The 17,121-nt window shown below is 53.3% G+C and carries 16 protein-coding genes; 9 read left to right on the forward strand and 7 right to left on the reverse strand.

The annotated features are described in order from the left end of the window. The first annotated feature begins 44 nt into the window (after positions 1 to 44). From hisB to hisA, 3 genes are all read left to right on the forward strand, one after another. Positions 45 to 638, forward strand: a complete 594-nt coding sequence (gene hisB, locus SPL68_RS03285; RefSeq protein ID WP_323813637.1) for an imidazoleglycerol-phosphate dehydratase HisB — start codon at positions 45 to 47, stop codon at positions 636 to 638. Positions 639 to 641: 3 nt separating this feature from the next. Continuing rightward, positions 642 to 1,319, forward strand: a complete 678-nt coding sequence (hisH, locus tag SPL68_RS03290) for an imidazole glycerol phosphate synthase subunit HisH (RefSeq protein WP_323813638.1) — start codon at positions 642 to 644, stop codon at positions 1,317 to 1,319. Between the two features lie 90 nt (positions 1,320 to 1,409). Then, complete coding sequence (gene hisA, locus SPL68_RS03295) at positions 1,410 to 2,141, forward strand: 1-(5-phosphoribosyl)-5-[(5-phosphoribosylamino)methylideneamino]imidazole-4-carboxamide isomerase (RefSeq protein WP_323813639.1); 732 nt, start codon at positions 1,410 to 1,412, stop codon at positions 2,139 to 2,141. A 70-nt stretch (positions 2,142 to 2,211) separates the two neighbouring features. Here the strand turns inward: hisA and SPL68_RS03300 are convergent, their stop codons facing one another. Next, positions 2,212 to 2,796: a DVUA0089 family protein gene (locus SPL68_RS03300; RefSeq protein ID WP_323813640.1), complete on the reverse strand. Its 585-nt coding sequence runs from the start codon at positions 2,794 to 2,796 to the stop codon at positions 2,212 to 2,214. Positions 2,797 to 3,076: 280 nt separating this feature from the next. Here SPL68_RS03300 and hisF point away from each other — a divergent pair, with 280 nt between their 5' ends. Beyond that, complete coding sequence (gene hisF, locus SPL68_RS03305) at positions 3,077 to 3,850, forward strand: imidazole glycerol phosphate synthase subunit HisF (protein ID WP_323813641.1); 774 nt, start codon at positions 3,077 to 3,079, stop codon at positions 3,848 to 3,850. A 69-nt stretch (positions 3,851 to 3,919) separates the two neighbouring features. Here hisF and SPL68_RS03310 read toward each other — a convergent pair whose 3' ends face one another. The 5 genes from SPL68_RS03310 to gpmI all read right to left on the reverse strand — a co-directional run bounded on the left by SPL68_RS03310 (position 3,920) and on the right by gpmI (position 9,620). Continuing rightward, a complete protein-coding gene (locus SPL68_RS03310) occupies positions 3,920 to 4,144 on the reverse strand; it encodes a DUF6316 family protein (RefSeq protein WP_323813642.1) in 225 nt (74 codons plus the stop codon). Positions 4,145 to 4,293: 149 nt separating this feature from the next. Beyond that, positions 4,294 to 5,211, reverse strand: a complete 918-nt coding sequence (locus SPL68_RS03315) for a divergent polysaccharide deacetylase family protein (protein ID WP_323813643.1) — start codon at positions 5,209 to 5,211, stop codon at positions 4,294 to 4,296. A gap of 6 nt (positions 5,212 to 5,217) precedes the next feature. Then, positions 5,218 to 6,639, reverse strand: coding sequence for a S41 family peptidase (locus tag SPL68_RS03320; protein WP_323813644.1), 1,422 nt, complete (start codon positions 6,637 to 6,639; stop codon positions 5,218 to 5,220). A 195-nt stretch (positions 6,640 to 6,834) separates the two neighbouring features. Beyond that, complete coding sequence (locus SPL68_RS03325; protein WP_323813645.1) at positions 6,835 to 8,007, reverse strand: murein hydrolase activator EnvC family protein; 1,173 nt, start codon at positions 8,005 to 8,007, stop codon at positions 6,835 to 6,837. Between the two features lie 65 nt (positions 8,008 to 8,072). Beyond that, positions 8,073 to 9,620, reverse strand: a complete 1,548-nt coding sequence (gene gpmI, locus SPL68_RS03330; RefSeq protein WP_323813646.1) for a 2,3-bisphosphoglycerate-independent phosphoglycerate mutase — start codon at positions 9,618 to 9,620, stop codon at positions 8,073 to 8,075. Positions 9,621 to 10,011: 391 nt separating this feature from the next. Between gpmI and SPL68_RS03335 the strand changes: the two genes are divergently transcribed. The 5 genes from SPL68_RS03335 (at position 10,012) to SPL68_RS03355 (ending at position 13,978) form a co-directional block, all read left to right on the forward strand. After that, positions 10,012 to 10,425: a rhodanese-like domain-containing protein gene (locus SPL68_RS03335; RefSeq protein ID WP_323813647.1), complete on the forward strand. Its 414-nt coding sequence runs from the start codon at positions 10,012 to 10,014 to the stop codon at positions 10,423 to 10,425. Positions 10,426 to 10,462: 37 nt separating this feature from the next. Then, positions 10,463 to 10,723, forward strand: a complete 261-nt coding sequence (gene grxC, locus SPL68_RS03340) for a glutaredoxin 3 (RefSeq protein WP_323813648.1) — start codon at positions 10,463 to 10,465, stop codon at positions 10,721 to 10,723. A 44-nt stretch (positions 10,724 to 10,767) separates the two neighbouring features. Continuing rightward, complete coding sequence (secB, locus tag SPL68_RS03345; protein WP_323813649.1) at positions 10,768 to 11,271, forward strand: protein-export chaperone SecB; 504 nt, start codon at positions 10,768 to 10,770, stop codon at positions 11,269 to 11,271. 174 nt (positions 11,272 to 11,445) lie between these two features. After that, on the forward strand, positions 11,446 to 12,945 hold the full coding sequence (locus SPL68_RS03350; protein ID WP_323813650.1) for a Ppx/GppA phosphatase family protein: 1,500 nt from the start codon (positions 11,446 to 11,448) through the stop codon (positions 12,943 to 12,945). A gap of 88 nt (positions 12,946 to 13,033) precedes the next feature. Further along, positions 13,034 to 13,978 carry a DMT family transporter gene (locus tag SPL68_RS03355; protein WP_323813651.1) on the forward strand — a complete coding sequence of 315 codons (945 nt, stop codon included), beginning with the start codon at positions 13,034 to 13,036 and terminating at the stop codon, positions 13,976 to 13,978. 111 nt (positions 13,979 to 14,089) lie between these two features. Here SPL68_RS03355 and SPL68_RS03360 read toward each other — a convergent pair whose 3' ends face one another. Next, entirely contained in the window at positions 14,090 to 16,696 is a 2,607-nt protein-coding gene (locus tag SPL68_RS03360; protein ID WP_323813652.1) for a rhamnogalacturonan lyase family protein, read from the reverse strand. Between the last annotated feature and the right edge of the window lie 425 nt (positions 16,697 to 17,121).

A 17,121-nucleotide genomic window follows, 5' to 3' on the forward strand; every position in this document is an offset into this window, starting at 1 on the left:
AGTCTATATAATTCGCGCATCTTTCGTTCCTGCGAGACTTAGTTATGTCAGACCGCATTGCACAGGTCACTCGTAATACTCTTGAGACCAAAATCAGCGTCAGCCTGAATCTGGATGGCGCCGGTAAAGGCGTGTTCAACACTGGTGTCCCTTTTCTTGAACACATGATGGACCAGATCGCCCGCCACGGCATGATCGATCTGGACGTGACCTGCGACGGCGACACCCATATCGACGACCACCACTCGGTGGAAGACATAGGTATCACCATCGGCCAGGCCATCGCCAAAGCAGTGGGCGATAAAAAAGGCATTCGCCGCTATGGCCACGCCTATGTGCCCCTCGATGAAGCCCTGTCGCGCGTAGTGATCGACTTCTCCGGCCGCCCCGGTCTGGTAATGGATATTCCCTTCACCCAAAAACGCGTCGGCCAGTTTGATGTGGAATTGTTTTGGGAGTTCTTCCAGGGCTTTGTGAATCACGCGGGCGTAACCCTGCATGTTGATAACCTGCGTGGCCACAACGCGCACCACCAGATCGAAACCGTATTTAAAGCTTTTGGTCGCGCGCTGCGTATGGCGCTGGAAAAAGATCCGCGTATGGAAGGCATCACTCCTTCCACTAAAGGAACTTTGTAAGCGATGACAGACGCGGTAAATAAACAGGCGAATGGGAAACAAACCGTTGCTGTAATCGACTACGGCATGGGCAATTTACACTCAGTCAAAAGTGCGCTGGAACATGTGGCGCCGGAACAAAATGTTGTTGTGACCTCTGATCCTGCGGTCGTTGCAGCGGCAGATCGCGTGGTCTTCCCCGGTGTGGGTGCAATCCGCGACTGTATGGCGGAAATCAAACGCCTCGGCTTTGACCAACTGCTGCGCGAGCAAATCGCCACCGGTAAACCGGTTTTGGGGATTTGTGTTGGTATGCAGGCATTAATGGATTTCAGCGAAGAAAATGGCGGCGTCGATTGCATTGGCATCTTGCCGGGAAAAGTGCGCTTCTTCGGTGAAAATCACACTGACAGCACAGGTGCACATTTAAAAGTGCCGCACATGGGCTGGAATCAGGTCCATCACAATGATCACCCGCTCTGGGCCGATATTGCGCAAGACAGTCGCTTCTACTTTGTACACAGTTACTGCGTGATTGCCGAAGATGCTAGCTTGATCGCCGGTACTTGTGACTACGGCTTCCAATTTCACGCGGCGCTGACGCGGGGCAATTTGTTCGTCGCCCAGTTCCACCCGGAAAAGAGCCACACCGTTGGCTTGCAGCTGTTAAAGAATTTTTTACATTGGGATGGAAAAGCGTAGGTTGGGCAGCCATGCCCAACATTGTCTTTTCGCCACCTTTGTTGGGCATGGCTGCCCAACCTACATAATCTGAAAGAATGAGATTTTTACATGTTAATTATCCCCGCAATTGATTTAAAAGATGGCCAATGCGTGCGTTTGCGCCAGGGTTTGATGGACGATTCCACTGTATTCTCCGACGATCCCGTCGCGATGGCAGCACAATGGGTGCAACAGGGCTGCCGCCGTTTGCACTTGGTGGACTTGAACGGCGCCTTTGAAGGCAAGCCGGTCAATGGTGGGGTAGTAACTGCTATCGCCAAAGCCTATCCAAATCTGCCGATTCAAATCGGCGGTGGCATTCGCAGCGCGGAAACCATCGAGTATTACCTGAACGCGGGTGTGCAGTACGTGATTATCGGTACCAAAGCGGTAAAAGAGCCGCAATTCGTGACCGATATGTGCAAACAGTTCCCCGGCCATATCATTGTTGGCCTTGATGCCAAAGACGGTTGGGTTGCTACCGATGGTTGGGCAGAAGTGTCCAATATCCAGGCGTCTGAACTGGCCAAGCGCTTTGAGCAAGATGGCGTAAGCAGTATTGTCTACACCGATATCGCGCGCGACGGCATGATGCAAGGCGTAAACGTGCAGGCGACTGTGGCTATGGCGCAGGCATCAAGCATTCCAGTGATCGCCTCCGGCGGTGTGACCAATATGGATGACATTCGCGCGCTGAAAGCGGAAGCTCATAAAGGTATTTGCGGAGCCATCACCGGCCGCGCAATTTATGAAGGCACGCTGACCATGGCGGAAGCGCAAGCCTATTGCGACGCTAACTAATGCGCCTTTAAGTGCCACAAAAAAGCCCCGGTATGCACAACATACCGGGGCTTTTTCTTAGGTATAGTACTTAGGCTTGGCGCGCTCTTTTAAAGCCGAGTGCGAGCAGACCCAATCCCAGTAGTACCAGCAATGTTGGCTCAGGTACAGCAGTCGGATTGCTTGCTCTATCAACACCATCCAGCCACAGGCTCCAGTGAGGTCCCATGTTGGTGCTGTTGGCCGGTTGGTTCCATTGGCTCAGGGCAATAGGTGCCTGGTTGTCAAAGGTAAAACCATCGGCTAACTGGGTGCTGATTGACCAGTTGTTATAGGTGGCAACAGTAAAAATGTAATCACCGGCGGCAAGGAAGGGAACCAAAAAGCCTGAATCGTAGATGGTTTGAGTCAATGGGTTGATGCTGGCGTTGTCATCGTTTTGATCGATGCGAGTGCCGTCAGCTTTCCACAGTGCAGTGATAGGATCGAAATTAATGCCGTTTTGGAATGAGTCAGTCCAAACGCGCACGTTAGTGGCATCGTTTTCTACGGTGAAGTAGGTGTAGATAACATCGTTGTGGTTTTCGATCTCGCCGGTGAAGTGAAACAGGCCGGCGTTGGCATAGCTGGCAACTGAGAGCAGTGCAGCAGCGACAAGCGAGGTAATTGCTTTCATGTATTTTCCTTTAGGATAAGAGATTAGGAGAATTTCCGTCATGGAAACCCCGCGCCTGTTCAGCAACTTATGCGCCAATAAATTTTCTCTTTTAAATCAGGTGATTAGGTTCTATTGTTGGTGTGAATTGTAAAAAAATCGACATAAATAGTTATGAAAGTAAATCCTTTTATAATTTTCAAATTGAATATAAGTAAATCTGATTGAAGTTGCTGTAGCTGTCACTTGGTTGCCATACAGGCTAAAATGCGCGCCTGTTTTATCATCGGTTTGAATTTTTATGGCACTCGCAAAACGCATTATTCCCTGTCTTGATGTCGATAACGGCCGTGTGGTCAAAGGCGTCAATTTCGTCGGTATCCGCGATGCGGGTGATCCGGTCGAGATCGCCAAGCGTTACAACGACGATGGCGCGGATGAGATCACCTTCCTCGATATCACTGCGACTCACGAAGGCCGCGACACCACTGTACACACGGTGGAGAAGATCGCCAGCGAAGTGTTTATCCCGCTGACTGTCGGCGGTGGTATTCGCACGGTGGAAGACATTCGCACCATGTTGAATGCCGGTGCGGATAAGGTGGGTATTAACTCGGCGGCTATTTACAACCCGGAGTTTGTAAAAGTGGCCTCTGACCGTTTCGGCGCGCAATGTATTGTGGTGGCGATTGATGCGAAGAAAGTGAGCGGTGAAGACGAAGAGCCGCGCTGGGAGATTTTCACTCACGGCGGGCGCAAACCAACAGGTATTAATGCGGTGGAGTGGGCGATTAAGATGGCAGAGTTTGGCGCCGGCGAAATCCTGCTCACCAGTATGGATGGCGATGGCACTAAAAAAGGCTATGACTTGGCAGTAACCCGCGCGATCAGCGATGCAGTGCCAATTCCCGTTATCGCCTCTGGCGGTGTGGGCAATTTGCAGCATTTGTGTGACGGCGTAACCGAGGGGCGCGCCGATGCGGTTCTTGCCGCGAGTATTTTCCACTTCCGCGAATACACGGTCCCCCAAGCGAAAGAGTTTATGCGTGCTCAGGGTATTGAGGTTCGGCTGTAAAAGAGCAAATTCCAGACAAAAAAAGGGCGCTCAGTGAGCGCCCTTTTTGCTGCGCGGCTTAAACACCGTTTAAGCCGCGCGATACTGTTTTAGCACATCTGATGCCTTGGGTTCAGAGGCTTGAATAAAATCGACAAATTCGCCAACGCCGGTTTCGGCATCTTCGCGGCTGTCAAATGGGCCTATATCCACACCTTCGCGGGTGGCGTAGTACCAGTAACCGTCTTTTTGCAGATATCGTCCGTGGCGCGCTGGCACTGAACCTTGTTCGCCTGCTCTATTTGATGTAGCCATATAAATCTCCCCTTTGCTAGTGTCCTGAAATCGAGTCCTTCAGCGTTGATCAAAAATTACTCTCGCTGATTATAGTCATCAAAGCAAAATGCCCGCTAGATTTAGTTGGTCTTTTATTATGATTTTTTTATAACCAGAGATGGGCGTGTTTAAAATTTATGCGCCAAATCTCCAGGGATATAGATGAAATCTATTGCAAAAGGGTCAACGGGTGCCCAAACCTCTGGCCAAAGACTGATGGGCGGAGCCATGCAGAACCCTGATTGTTGCTTCTGGATTGAGTGGTGGATGTGGCTGGCGGGCATAAGTTGCGATGCTTTCACCAGCTGGATTTGGTATTGCGCCAACAGCGGCTGCAACTGCTCAAGTTCGGTGAGGGTTTCTGGATAGGGGTGGCCGATGGCGATGGCAGAGCCATTCTCTTGTGCCAATTTGAGCGCGCGTTTTAGCTGATATTGGATATTGCTGCGTGTGCGTTCGTCGTCAAGAAATACATCGCGTTTGCGGCTGGGCAGTCGGATCGTCTCGGCCATGTTAAGCGCCTGGGTTTGGGCGCTGGTGCGGCTATCGACAAAATACAGCTGACGCTGCTGCAACTCTGCCATCAGCCAGCGCATTGGCTCGGCCTGTTCGGTGAGCGCGCTGCCCATGTGGTTATTGACGCCTTTGATGTGGGGAATATTGGCCAGATTCTGGCGCAATACCGCAAGAAACTCGGCCTGCTGCATGCCGCTTACCAAACCTCCGCGGCCGAGAGGATAGTTGTGGCGGTTGCTCATGGGCGCGTGGAGCATTATCTCTTTGCCGCGCTGATGGGCGCGCTCAGCCAACTCAACGCCGTGGGGTGTGAAAGGTAAAACCGCGAGGGTGAAATCGCCTTGCAAATCGGTGGTGCGGCGGCCGAGTGACAGGTTGTAGCCTATGTCATCGATGATGATTGCCAAGCGGCCGGCAGCAAAAACTGACGGGCTGAACACCAGAGAGACGATCAGTACCAAAGCGCCAAACAAGAGACGCTTGGCACAAACGAGGAAATTGGCGATCAGCTCTGGCGCAAGGTTAGACACGCGGGCTTATTCGCTACCGGCGTCGATGGGTAGTTCTGGTTGGACGACAATATCCGCGGCGATAGGTGCAGTTTCTGCCCGTGTGCCGGCCAGTGGCGAGCTTTGGATGAAAATGTGCAGGCCTTTGAGCAGGTTTAGCGCCTCGTGGAGCTGGTTGTCTTCTTGCAGCAACTCGGCGCTGCTGATGCGCTTGCTCGCGCGCTCTTTGCCGGTGCTCTCTTTGCCACCTTTGCTATTGCCCAAATGGCCAGCAAGGTCGGCCTCGGTGGTGTTTACGCCTTCCTGAATGCTGGTGACTTGCACTCGCTCGACATCCACATCAGGCGCAATGCCCTGAGCCTGAATCGAGCGACCATTGGGGGTGTAATAGAGCGCGGTGGTGAGTTTGATGGCGCGGTCGTTGCTGATCGGGATTACCGACTGCACCGAGCCTTTGCCGAAGCTGCGCGTGCCCATAATCACCGCACGTTTGTGATCTTGCAGGGCGCCGGCGACGATTTCTGACGCCGAGGCCGAGCCATCGTTAATCAACACTACCAATGGCAAATTGTTGGTGATATCGCCCGCTTCGGCGTTGTAGCCGATATTGCTGTTATCGAGACGGCCTTGGGTGTAGACCACCTGCCCGCCATCGAGGAAGGCATCAACCACTTCTACTGACGATTGCAAAACGCCGCCGGGGTTGTTGCGCAAATCGAGAATTACACCCTTGGTATTCGGGTTTTTCTTCAATTGGGTACGCAGTTTTTTGGCGACTTCTTTGCCTGTATCCAGTTGGAATTGGGCGAGACGAATATAGAAATAATCGTCTTCCAGTACACGCGTGCGCACGCTTTGCACTTTGATGATGTCGCGCATCAATTCAAAATCGATGGGCTGATCAACACCGTCGCGCATCACGGTAATTTTGATCGGGGTGTTCTTGGGGCCGCGCATCAAATTGACGGCTTTGTTCAAATCCATGCCTTTGACCGGCTTGTCGTCGATGCGGATTACCACATCGCCCGACAAAATGCCCGCGCGCGCCGAAGGGCTGTCATCAATAGGGGTGACGACTTTGACAAAACCGTCGTCGATGCTGACTTCCAGCCCGACACCGCCAAACTCGCCCGAGGTGCTGGCTTGCAAGTCTGCGAAGGCTTCTTTGTCGAGATAGGCGGAGTGTGGATCCAGCTCGGCAATCATGCCTTTGATGGCGTATTCGAGCAGCTGGGCGTCGTCGATTTCATCGACATAGCCGTTGCGTACATGGTCGTAAACGCGGGTAAATGTGCGCAGTTCTTCGAGTGGCAATAAACCGCCATCGGCAGCGGTGGTTTTGTCATCGGCAAGCGCGGGGGTAATTAACAGGCTGAGCAGGGCGCAGGGCGCGACCAGCTTGGTGACGGCAGGCGTGTTAAACCGAAAACTACAAACAGCGCGAAACATAATGTCTCCGATGAGCGCGACCACAAAGATGATGAATCAATAACGGAAGAAATTGATAACAAGAAACTTGCTGCCAAGGCTTTAAATCTAGTCGCTTAGCGGGCGCACACTAAGCCAAACCGTTAAAAAATGACAGCCGTCTACAAAAATAATTCCGCCAGTGCGGGCAGCCGCGCTTTTGCGCAGCAAAAAACGCTATCCACGCGCTAACCAGCCACCCGGATCAATCGGTTTACCGTTGTGGCGAATCTCAAAATACAAACCGGTGCTGGCTTGGCCGCCGGAGTTGCCGACAGTGGCTATAGTCTCACCTGCCTTAACTGGCTCTCCGGCTTTTTTGAGCAGATTTTGGTTGTGCGCGTAGAGGCTCAAATAGCCTTCGCCGTGGTCGACAATCACCAGCAGACCGTGGCCGCCAAAATAGTCGGCAAACACCACGCGGCCGTGATGCACTGCAACCACCGAGTTACCCATAGGTGCAGCAATATACGCGCCACTCCAGTTCATTTGGCCGCTGATGCGGGCGCTGCCAAAGCGATGGATCATGCTGCCTTGGGTTGGCCAAGGCAAACGGCCTTTGCGCAGCGAGAACTTTTCGCCACCGGCAGGCAGGGGAACATAGCTGGGGGAATTGATGGCACCGGTGGTGGCGACACGTTTGGTGACGCGCTCAAGCAGCGCTTGCAACTGTTGGCGATCTCTATTGAGCTGTTTTAGCTCCTGATTTTTATTTTTAAGTTCACTATTCACCTTGGCCAATGCTTTTTGGCGCTCGCCGTGGATGTCTTTTAACTGCGCGCGCTGGGCATCCAATTCGCCCTGCATAATGCCTAATTCAAGTGTTTTTTTTTCTATTTCAGGCGTGAGCGCATCAATGCGGGTGATTGTTTCCAGGTAAGCCTGCATCTTGGCGGTATGCGCTTCCATAAAATAGCTGTGGTATTTCATGATGCGCGAGAGTTGGTCGGGCGACTCTTGATTGAGCAGCACTTTCACTTCGCTCTGCTCGCCCAGTTTGTGTGCGGCGCGCATCTGCTCTGCGATCTGTGCCTGCTGGTTTTTGCGCGCTTGTTCCAGCTGACTGCGCTCGTTTTTTAATTGGTTCAGCTCTTTGTTTTGTTCATTGAGCTGTTTGTTGATGTCGCTGGCTTTTTTCTGCAACTCGTTGATTTGTTTTTCGGACTTTTCCAAATCTTTTTGCAAATCCGAGCGGGTTCCCTGCACATCTTTCAACTCTTTTTGCAGCGCTTCGATTTCTTTTTGCAGCTTGGCCATCTCCGCTTTTTCATCGGCCAATACATAGGTGCCCGACAGCGTTAGCAGAGCGCCTAAAGTGAGGATTTTGATCAGAAGGGGAAAACGATGCATGGATTTATTATCTGTCTCAATAAAAACAAAACGGCTGACAGAAATCAGCCGTTTTGTCAGGTGCATTAACCGAGTGTGATCAGGTTGCGGCCGGTCATTTCTGCTGGCTGGGGTACGCCCATCAGCGCCAAAATGGTGGGTGCAACATCGGCCAATGAACCGCCGTTTGCCATAGTCGCCTTGCGGCCGCTGACAAAAATAAACGGCACCGGCAGGGTCGAGTGCTGGGTGTGTGGCTGGCCGGTTTCTTCGTCGAACATTTCTTCCACGTTGCCGTGGTCCGCTGTTACCAGCGCATCGCCGCCAACTTTTTCTACCGCGGCCAAGACTTTGCCGAGGCATACATCAACCGCTTCTACCGCTTTCATGGCCGCATCCATCAAGCCTGAGTGGCCAACCATATCGCAGTTGGCGTAGTTGCAGATGATCGCGTCGTACTTGCCGGATTCAATCGCTTCCACCAGTTTCTCGGTCACTTCCGGCGCGCTCATTTCCGGTTTCAAATCGTAAGTGGCTACTTGTGGCGATGGCACCAGAATACGGTCTTCACCCGGATAAACCACTTCATTGCCGCCGTTAAAGAAGAAGGTCACGTGCGCGTACTTTTCAGTTTCGGCGATACGCAATTGGGTTTTGCCCAAGCCGGAAATGTATTCGCCAAAGGAGTTGCTCAAATCTTCCGGCGGGAAGGCGATAGGCGCTTTGATGCTGGAAGCGTATTCGGTGGTTTGCACAAAGTGCGCGATTTTTGGATGAGTCTCGCCGCGATCAAAACCGTCAAAGGATTCGTCGATCAGTGCGCGGGTAATTTCACGCGCGCGGTCGGGGCGGAAGTTCATAAAGATCACTGAGTCGCCATCGTTGATGGTGGCTACTTCTTCGTCTTCACCGCAGATGACGGTGGCTTTTACGAACTCGTCGTTTTCACCGCGCTCGTAAGCGGCTTTCAGACCATCAACCGCGGTCAGTGCATCGAACTCAGCATCGCCAGTCACCATCACTTCGTAAGCCGCTTTTACGCGATCCCAGCGGTTGTCGCGGTCGAGAGCAAAGTAGCGGCCGATGATAGAAGCAACGCGGCCAGTACCCAACTCTTTGAACAGATCTTCGGCTTGTTGCAGCGATGATTCAGCGCTGCGCGGTGGAGTGTCGCGGCCGTCGAGGAAGGCGTGCAGATAAACGTTTTTGGCTCCACGTTGCACCGCCATTTTGATCATCGCGTACATATGATCCTGATGCGCGTGTACGCCGCCTTCAGAAAGCAGGCCGAGGATGTGTACGGATTTGTCGTTGGCGATGGCGCTATCAATCGCTTTTACGTATTCGGCGTTGGTAAAGAAATCGCCATCGGTGATGGATTTATTGATGCGGGTGAAGTTTTGGTAAACCACGCGGCCAGCGCCGATAGTGGTGTGGCCTACTTCCGAGTTACCCATCTGGCCGTCGGGTAAGCCTACATCCATACCGGAGGTGGCGATCAGGGTGTTGGGGCAGGTTTTCCACAGATTGTCATACACCGGGGTGTTGGCGGCGTAGATTGCGTTGTATTTGGTTTTTTCCGAATAGCCGTAACCGTCGAGGATCAGCAAAACTACAGGTTTTTTGGCGCTCATAAATCGCTTCCAGTGTCGGATGAACTTGAAGTGGTTGGTGACTATGGCGGCTTGTGGTCGCCGGTGTACGCAACCCCGGATAGGTAAAGGCAGGCAAAGCCCGCACACTTGGCGGGTATTCTAGCGGGTTGAGCCTCGCAACTCTATGCGTAAACCACCCGCTCTACCGGCAATTGTGGCTATTGGTCTGATAAATCACGGTGTTTTTGATGGCAGATGTGCAATCGACAGTGGTGCAAACTGAATCGTGTATACTCCGCCGCCATATCGCCCGGCCGCAAAAGTTTGGATCACTTGCATTGAAATCCCTGTGCCAGTCCCCACTTTTGTCTTACAAGCGCCTCTGGGTGGTCAAAACCTCCTTACCGCAAACTATTAGAAGGCATGTATCGTGGATTTTTTTGCATTTGTTTCTCAAGAGTGGATTCTGGTCACCACCCTGATTGTGTTGATTTACCTCTACGTATGGCGCGATCGAATTAAAAGTGGCCGCCCGGTATCACCGCATGAAGTGACCAAATTGGTAAACGAAGGCAATGCGGTATTGGTGGATGTGCGCGAAGGTGCGGAATTTAAAGCGGGTCATATCGTGGGTGCGATCAATATCCCCTACGCCAAGCTCAGCAAAGAATCGACTGAAGTCGCGAGCTACAAAGACAAGACCATCATTCTGGTCGATAAACTCGGCCAACACGCCGGTGCTGTAGGGCGTTTCCTCGGCAAAGAAGGCTTTAATGTGCGCCGTTTGGGCGGCGGCATTGCCGAGTGGCAATCACAGAATTTGCCGTTAGTTAAAGGTAAGTAATTAGTAATCACTAATCGCGTTAGTTTTGGAGTTTTGTATGGCACACGTGTTGATGTACACCACCGCAGTTTGTCCTTTTTGTGTTAACGCCAAGAAATTGCTGGCGCAAAAAGGCGTGGTGAATATTGAAGAAATCCGCGTGGATAGCCAACCGCAATTGCGTCAGGTAATGATGGACAAAAGCGGTCAGCGCACAGTTCCGCAGATCTGGATCGGCGACACTCATGTCGGCGGTTTTACCGATCTCTGGGCGCTGGATAAAGCGGGCAAATTAGATTCATTGCTGGCTCAACCCTGATCGGCCAGCGTTTTTCGTTTAATCCCAAAAAGTCGAGTTTCATTATGTCTGAAGAAAATAACCAACAAGCGGCAGAAGGCGCACAAGGCCCCGTTTTTGCTATCCAACGTATCTATTTGAAAGATATCTCCTTTGAAACCCCAATGGGGCCAGAGGCGTTCACCAAGGCGTACAAGCCAAACATCCAACAGGATCTGAACATTCAGGCTAATCAGGTTGAAGAAGGTCTGTTTGAAGTGGTATTGCTGCTCACCATCACTGCACGCATTGAAGACCGCGCAGTATTTTTGGTGGAAGTAAAACAAGCTGGCCTGTTTGCGATCTCCGGTGTTGAAGGCCCTGCGGTAACGCAACTGATTAACACTGCTTGTCCGCAAATCCTGTTCCCCTACGCGCGTGAAGCGGTTGATAGCATTCTCGGTCGCGGTAGCTTCCCTCCATTAATGCTCGCACCAATCAATTTTGATGCGGTATTTGTGCAAGCGATCAGCGCGGCGCAACAACAAGCAGCACAAGCGCAAGCGGAAAAGCCGGAAACCGTTAACTAATCCGCGCGCTGTTCCGATCTTAAGTTCGCCCGAAAGGCAATCATCGCAAGGTGATTGCCTTTTTTTATGCGCGCGCAAATAAGATCAGCCTGATTTTTGCTGGTACAGGTTTTTCATTGAAATATCAGCAAAGTCTCGCATAATCAAACCTGCCACCGCTTGGGAACCCTGTGCATGTTCAATCTCTCTTCTAATAACACTCGCCAAACCAGCCACATAGCCGCGATTGACCTCGGCTCCAACAGTTTCCATATGATTGTCGCCCGCTGGGACAACGGCCAGCTCACCCTGCTCGACCGTTTGCGTGAGCCGGTACGCATGGGTTTTGGTTTGCAGGAAGATGGCAGCCTGAGCGACGATGCGCGCGAGCGGGCGCTGGCCTGCCTTGAGCGTTTTGGCGAGTGTTTGCGCGGTTATCCCTCGCGCAGTGTGCGCATAGTGGGCACCAAAACCCTGCGCAGCATTAGCGATTCGCGCGAATTTTTGATCGAGGCAGAAAAGCGCCTCGGCCATCCGGTGGAGATCATTTCCGGCGATGAAGAGGCGCGGCTGATTTATATCGGCGTCGCCCACGACATAGCGCCCGACAGCGAAAACCGCATCGTCATGGATATCGGCGGCGGCAGCACCGAGGTGATTATCGGCAAGGGCATGCAGCCCAAACTCAAAGAGAGCCTCAACATGGGTTGTATCGCCATCACCAAAAAGTTTTTTATGGAAGGCAAGGTCACTGAAAAGCTGGTGACCAAGGCGCTGATTGCCTGCTTGCAGGAATTGGAGCCGGTGAAAGACGAATTTATTCAGTCGGGTTGGCAGCAGGTGTTGGGTGCCTCGGGCAGCATCAAGGCAGTCGCCAAAGTGTGTGAGGCCAATGGCTGGAGCGATGGCACTATCACTATGGCGTCGCTGGAGAAAATCCTCGCCATTTACCTCAAACACGGCAAGTTGGATGCGCAAATCGATGGTTTGTCGGATGACCGCCAGCCGGTATTTCTAGGCGGTGTGATAGTGCTTGCCGCGCTCTTTGACGGGCTGGAACTCAAGCGTATGGTCGCCGCGGAATGGGCGCTGCGCGAGGGTTTGCTGTTTGATCAGAAAGGCCGTTTGGAGAATCACGATATTCGCCAAGCGAGTGTGGATGCCCTCGCCGAGCGTTTTCATGTCAATGTGGATAAGGCCAAAGCGGTGGAAAAAACCGCGCTCGGTTTGTTAAGCCAAGTGGCGCAAAGCTGGCAACTGACCGCTGAAGATGCGGGCAAAATGCTCGGCTGGGCAGCGCGCTTGTATCAGGTGGGGCTGGATATCGCCCACAACGATTACCACAAACACTCGGCCTATATAGTGCAAAACGTCGATCTGGCGGGCTGTTCGCGCGTCGAGCAAACCCAATTGTCGGCGCTGGTGCTGGCGCATCGCAAACGTTTCCCCGCCAAAAGTTTCCCGCTCGATAATACCGATCTGGTGCGCTTGGCGATTCTGCTGCGGCTGGCGGTCATCTTCCATCGCGGGCGCATCAAAAACGGTTTGCCTGCTGTGATGGTTAAAGCTGATGGCAAAAAGCTCAAACTCGAATTGCCCGCGCAGTGGCTAGATACGCACCCGCTCACCCAAGCCGATCTGGAAACCGAGCAGCGCTATCTGGGCGATATAGGTTATGAGTTGATTGTTCGCTGACGCATAGCGTCTATTCCGTTATGAAAGCCGATGCCCTGGTGTTTATAGAAAGGGCATCGGCTTTTTTATTGCGCAGAATTGATAGCCGATGCCCGCTAATTGGGCGATAGTGAATGACGTTGTTTTTATCGTTGCTTTTTATCGTTGTAGTGGTCGTGTTATCGAGTTAGCTATGCAAGAGTCTGTTCCCAAAAGTGGTTATCTGTTTGCCGCCGGTGCGGTACTTATCTGGTCTGGTTTTGTATTGGTATCGCGCATTGGCGGCACCAGTGTGCTTAATGCATTTGATATAGCCGCCCTGCGTTTTGGCGCTGCGGCCTTGGTGCTTTTGCCGGCGTGGTGGTTCTGGAAGCGGGTGCCGTTATTTAATACCAAGGTGCTGTCGCTCGCTCTGAGTGGTGGCATCGCCTACTCGGTAACTGTGTATTTCGCCTTTAAACACGCACCTGCCGCCCACGGCGCAGTGCTTATCTCCGGCCTGTTGCCGTTTTTTGTACCGCTCATGGCGCTGCTGATTTTGCGTGAACCCCTGCGCCGCAGCCTGCGTATCGCCCTGCCGGTGATTGCCTTGGGCATGCTCTGTTTGGGGGTGGATATCTTCTCGCGCAGCGATAACACCCTGCCCGGCGATCTGCTCTTGATCGCCTCATCGCTGATTTGGGCGCTCTACACCATCCTCGCCAAACGCTCGGGTTTGGGCGCATGGGAAACGGCGATTGGCAGCGCACTCTTGGCGGCCTTGATCTACCTGCCGGTGTACCTGCTGTTTTTGCCCAAGGCGATAATGCTTGCGCCCATGCAAGACATCATCCTGCAAGCGTTTTATCAGGGCGTGGTGGTAGCGGTAATTGCCATGCTGTTTTTTATGGCCGCCATGACGCGCCTCGGGCCGACCCGCTTGGGCGCCTGTATGGCCTTGGTGCCAGCGGTGGCGGGTATTAGCGCCTCGCTGATTTTGGGCGAACAGCTAAATGCATGGCTGGTGGCGGGGCTATTGATCACCAGTACGGGCGCTTGGCTTGGCGCAAAATAGCCGCGAAATAGCTGCAAAATAAACCCAATCTGATCGATATAAAAAAGCCGATGGAAATTCACTACCATCGGCTTTTTTATTGGCTAAAAATCAGCCTTGGTCAAACACGCATCAGTTACACACAGAACCAGTGACTACCGGAATTTCGGCGCTGGTATGAGTGCCTTGGAAACCGAACTCCACCGTCTGGCCGGGGGCGATGCTGTTGTTCCAGCCTGCGCCTGCTGCCGAGTAGGGGTTGCTGCCGCTGAGGGTCGCATTCCAAGTGCCGGTGATGCGCGTGCTGCCCGCGTAAGTCCAATTCACATTCCAATTGTTGATGGTACTGGTGCCTTTGTTGGTGATGCGGATTGCGCCGGTAAAACCTGAGCCCCAGTTACTGCTGATCACATAGCTGCAGTTGCCGCCAGTCGCCGCTGTGCTGGAGGAGCTGCTGGCGATTGAACTTGCGGGAGCAGAGCTGGCTGGCGTCGAGCTGGCACTGCTGCGTGAAGATGAACTGCTCGATGCGACTGAGCTTGTGCCATTACTCGGTGTTGCACTGAAGGCATTGGAGTTGAGCGATCCATCGGCGGTGGTGTATTTCACCCAGAACCAATAGGGCGTGCCGTTGGTCAGGCCGGTGGCGGTGTAGCTGCGGGTGGCGGCGCTGAGTGAGGCGATACGTGTGCGTCCGGCGGGGTCAGCATCGGTGTCGCGATAGATTTCGATCCCGTTGATAGTCCCGTTCACCGTCCAGTTAAGCGCAACCTGCCCGTTACCGGCGGTGCCGCCAAGGTTCACGCTCGCTGCCGGAGCCGATGAGCTAGAGCTGCTGGAAGAGCTGCTCGGCGCTGTCGCATTGGGGTTGGTGCCTACAAAGTACAGATCCGGCGCGGCGGGTGTCGCCATGCCATCGCCAAGGAAAAAGCTGGTGTGCGGCGGTTGGTTGTAGCCCACGTTTTGCCAGGCGATAGCGGTGCGATATTGGGTATCGTGCATCAGCGTGCGCAGTTTGTGAGTGGTCACTAACGGTGTAGAGAAGATCAACAGCTGACTGTTGTTCTCATGGCGCCAGATCACCTCTTCGCGCCAATCGCCCAGAATGTCGGCCGATAGCCCAGGCGTCGCTTTGGTGCCGTTGTTGGACGCCGCGCCGTAGTTATAGGCGGTAAGCAAACGGCTGCTATTGCTCGAACTGTAATTCCACTTATCGATCATGGTGTTGTTCAGCTGTTCGCGCAGCAGGTCGCCGTCCCACCAGGCCGCAAAGTTGACTGAGGCCGGTTTGTTGGTGGTGATGGAGCTGCCGGTTGCCGAGGTGACTCCGGTTACGCTGCTCCAGCTTTCAGCGCCGGGGGTGCGCGGGTCAATATCCATAATCACGCCACGGCCAATATCGCCGCCGCCCTGAACACTCCAGATAATCTGGCCGGTTTTAGCATCGTGCATTTCTACGCCGTGGTTGCCGTAACTGGAGGGCGACTCATGCACCATAAACACCTCAAGGCCGGGGCGATTGGGCAGGAAGTCGGATAGATGCAGCGCATCGCCATGCCCTAATCCGGTGGAATACAACAAGGTGCCGTTGTCATTGATGGTGGCGGCGCCATAGACGATCTCGTCTTTGCCGTCCTGATCTACATCGCCGATGGTTAGCGAGTGCGCGCCCTGACCGGCAGCGGCGCCATTGCCGCTAGTGTTGCTATCAAAGGTCCAGCGGCGGCTCAGGCTGCCATTGCGATAATCCCACGCCACCAGTACCGCGCGGGTGTAGTAACCGCGCGTCATCACCAAACTGGGGCGAGTGCCATCAAGGTAAGCGACGCCAGCGAGGAAGCGATCCACGCGGTTGCCGTAGCTATCGCCCCAGCTGCTCACGGTGTCGCGCGCGGGCAGATAATCGGTGCTCGCCAAAATCGTACCCGTCTGGCCGTTAAACACCGTCATATATTCCGGGCCACTTAGAATGTAGCCGCCGGAATTGCGGTAATCGGTATTGGCATTGCTGCCGCCCTGCACTGTGCCGGCGGCGTCTTTGGTGCCCGGTGCCGTTTTCATCGCCACTTCGGCTTTGCCATCACCGTCGAGGTCATAGACCATAAACTGGGTGTAGTGAGCGCCAGCGCGGATGTTTTTGCCCAAATCGATGCGCCACAAACGGGTGCCGTTCATCTCATAGGCATCGATAAACACATTGCCGGTATAGCCGGATTGGGAGTTGTCCTTGGCGTTGGACGGGTCCCATTTCACCACGATTTCATACTCGCCATCGCCATCCAGATCGCCCACGCTCAGGTCGTTGGGCGAGTAGGTATAAGCCTCGCCGCTGGGGGTGGTGCCACCTGCGGGGCGGTTGAGGTTGACGGTCAAATAAGGGTTCGCCCAGGTTGCGTTAGCGGGGTTGGCCGCCAGCTCAGTGCCGTTCACCACAGCACGCACGGTATAGGCCGCGCTGGTAGTGCCGCTGGCATCCAGAAAGTTGGTGCTATTGGTAATGGGTGATGATGTGATCTTGGTGCCATTGCGATAAACGTTAAAGCTGATATTGGATGGGTCATCGCCCAGCATCCGCCAGCTGATCAGAATACCGCTGCCGGATGGCAGTGCGACCACACCTCGGTCGAGGTATTCCGCCTGGCGCGCGGCAAACGTATTGATGCTGGCGAGGCCGAGTCCGGTGCATAGGCACGCCAATAGGGTTTTGCGCAGCCGTGGCTGCAAAGAGAATCTGTTCATAGTGGTTATCTCGTTATTCGATGCGTAAGACAGGCCGCAGCACACCAAATTGGCGAGCGTTGATACTGCTAATCATGTGTGCAGAGGCACTGCGTTTATTTAGGTCTTACCGAATGCCGTTGGTGTTTAGCTACAACTGATTTATTGGAATTATTGTGATTGTTAGCCTGCTGGAGAGAACCGGTACGTTGCCGGAAGCGGGTGCGAGCGAGAATATAATAGGTATGACAAATGAAACATCACTGGCGATATTTTAAGCGCCAGATCGGCGAAGTTTTTGTCAGTTTTGCGATCTGGTGGGAAATTTGATGGAAAGTGGCATACCTTTATATAAATGCCACTTTATTTTTAAAGTGGCATTTGTGCTAGTATCTAATTCAGGTCTGATAGCTCACTCAAGTTCAGTTTATTCATGTAGCACAAAG

Origin of the sequence: Cellvibrio chitinivorans, from assembly GCF_035117775.1 — a bacterium.
GTDB lineage: Bacteria > Pseudomonadota > Gammaproteobacteria > Pseudomonadales > Cellvibrionaceae > Cellvibrio > Cellvibrio chitinivorans.

Excerpts from the sequence above, each read along its gene's own strand:
- gpmI (WP_323813646.1), bottom strand. The coding sequence starts at position 9,620 with ATGAGCGCCAAAAAACCTGTAGTTTTGCTGATCCTCGACGGTTACGGC.
- SPL68_RS03350 (WP_323813650.1), top strand. The coding sequence starts at position 11,446 with ATGTTCAATCTCTCTTCTAATAACACTCGCCAAACCAGCCACATAGCC.
- grxC (WP_323813648.1), top strand. The coding sequence starts at position 10,463 with ATGGCACACGTGTTGATGTACACCACCGCAGTTTGTCCTTTTTGTGTT.
- SPL68_RS03355 (WP_323813651.1), top strand. The coding sequence starts at position 13,034 with ATGCCCGCTAATTGGGCGATAGTGAATGACGTTGTTTTTATCGTTGCT.
- SPL68_RS03360 (WP_323813652.1), bottom strand. The coding sequence starts at position 16,696 with ATGAACAGATTCTCTTTGCAGCCACGGCTGCGCAAAACCCTATTGGCG.
- hisF (WP_323813641.1), top strand. The coding sequence starts at position 3,077 with ATGGCACTCGCAAAACGCATTATTCCCTGTCTTGATGTCGATAACGGC.
- hisA (WP_323813639.1), top strand. The coding sequence starts at position 1,410 with ATGTTAATTATCCCCGCAATTGATTTAAAAGATGGCCAATGCGTGCGT.
- secB (WP_323813649.1), top strand. The coding sequence starts at position 10,768 with ATGTCTGAAGAAAATAACCAACAAGCGGCAGAAGGCGCACAAGGCCCC.
- hisB (WP_323813637.1), top strand. The coding sequence starts at position 45 with ATGTCAGACCGCATTGCACAGGTCACTCGTAATACTCTTGAGACCAAA.
- SPL68_RS03325 (WP_323813645.1), bottom strand. The coding sequence starts at position 8,007 with ATGCATCGTTTTCCCCTTCTGATCAAAATCCTCACTTTAGGCGCTCTG.
- SPL68_RS03300 (WP_323813640.1), bottom strand. The coding sequence starts at position 2,796 with ATGAAAGCAATTACCTCGCTTGTCGCTGCTGCACTGCTCTCAGTTGCC.
- SPL68_RS03310 (WP_323813642.1), bottom strand. The coding sequence starts at position 4,144 with ATGGCTACATCAAATAGAGCAGGCGAACAAGGTTCAGTGCCAGCGCGC.
- SPL68_RS03320 (WP_323813644.1), bottom strand. The coding sequence starts at position 6,639 with ATGTTTCGCGCTGTTTGTAGTTTTCGGTTTAACACGCCTGCCGTCACC.
- hisH (WP_323813638.1), top strand. The coding sequence starts at position 642 with ATGACAGACGCGGTAAATAAACAGGCGAATGGGAAACAAACCGTTGCT.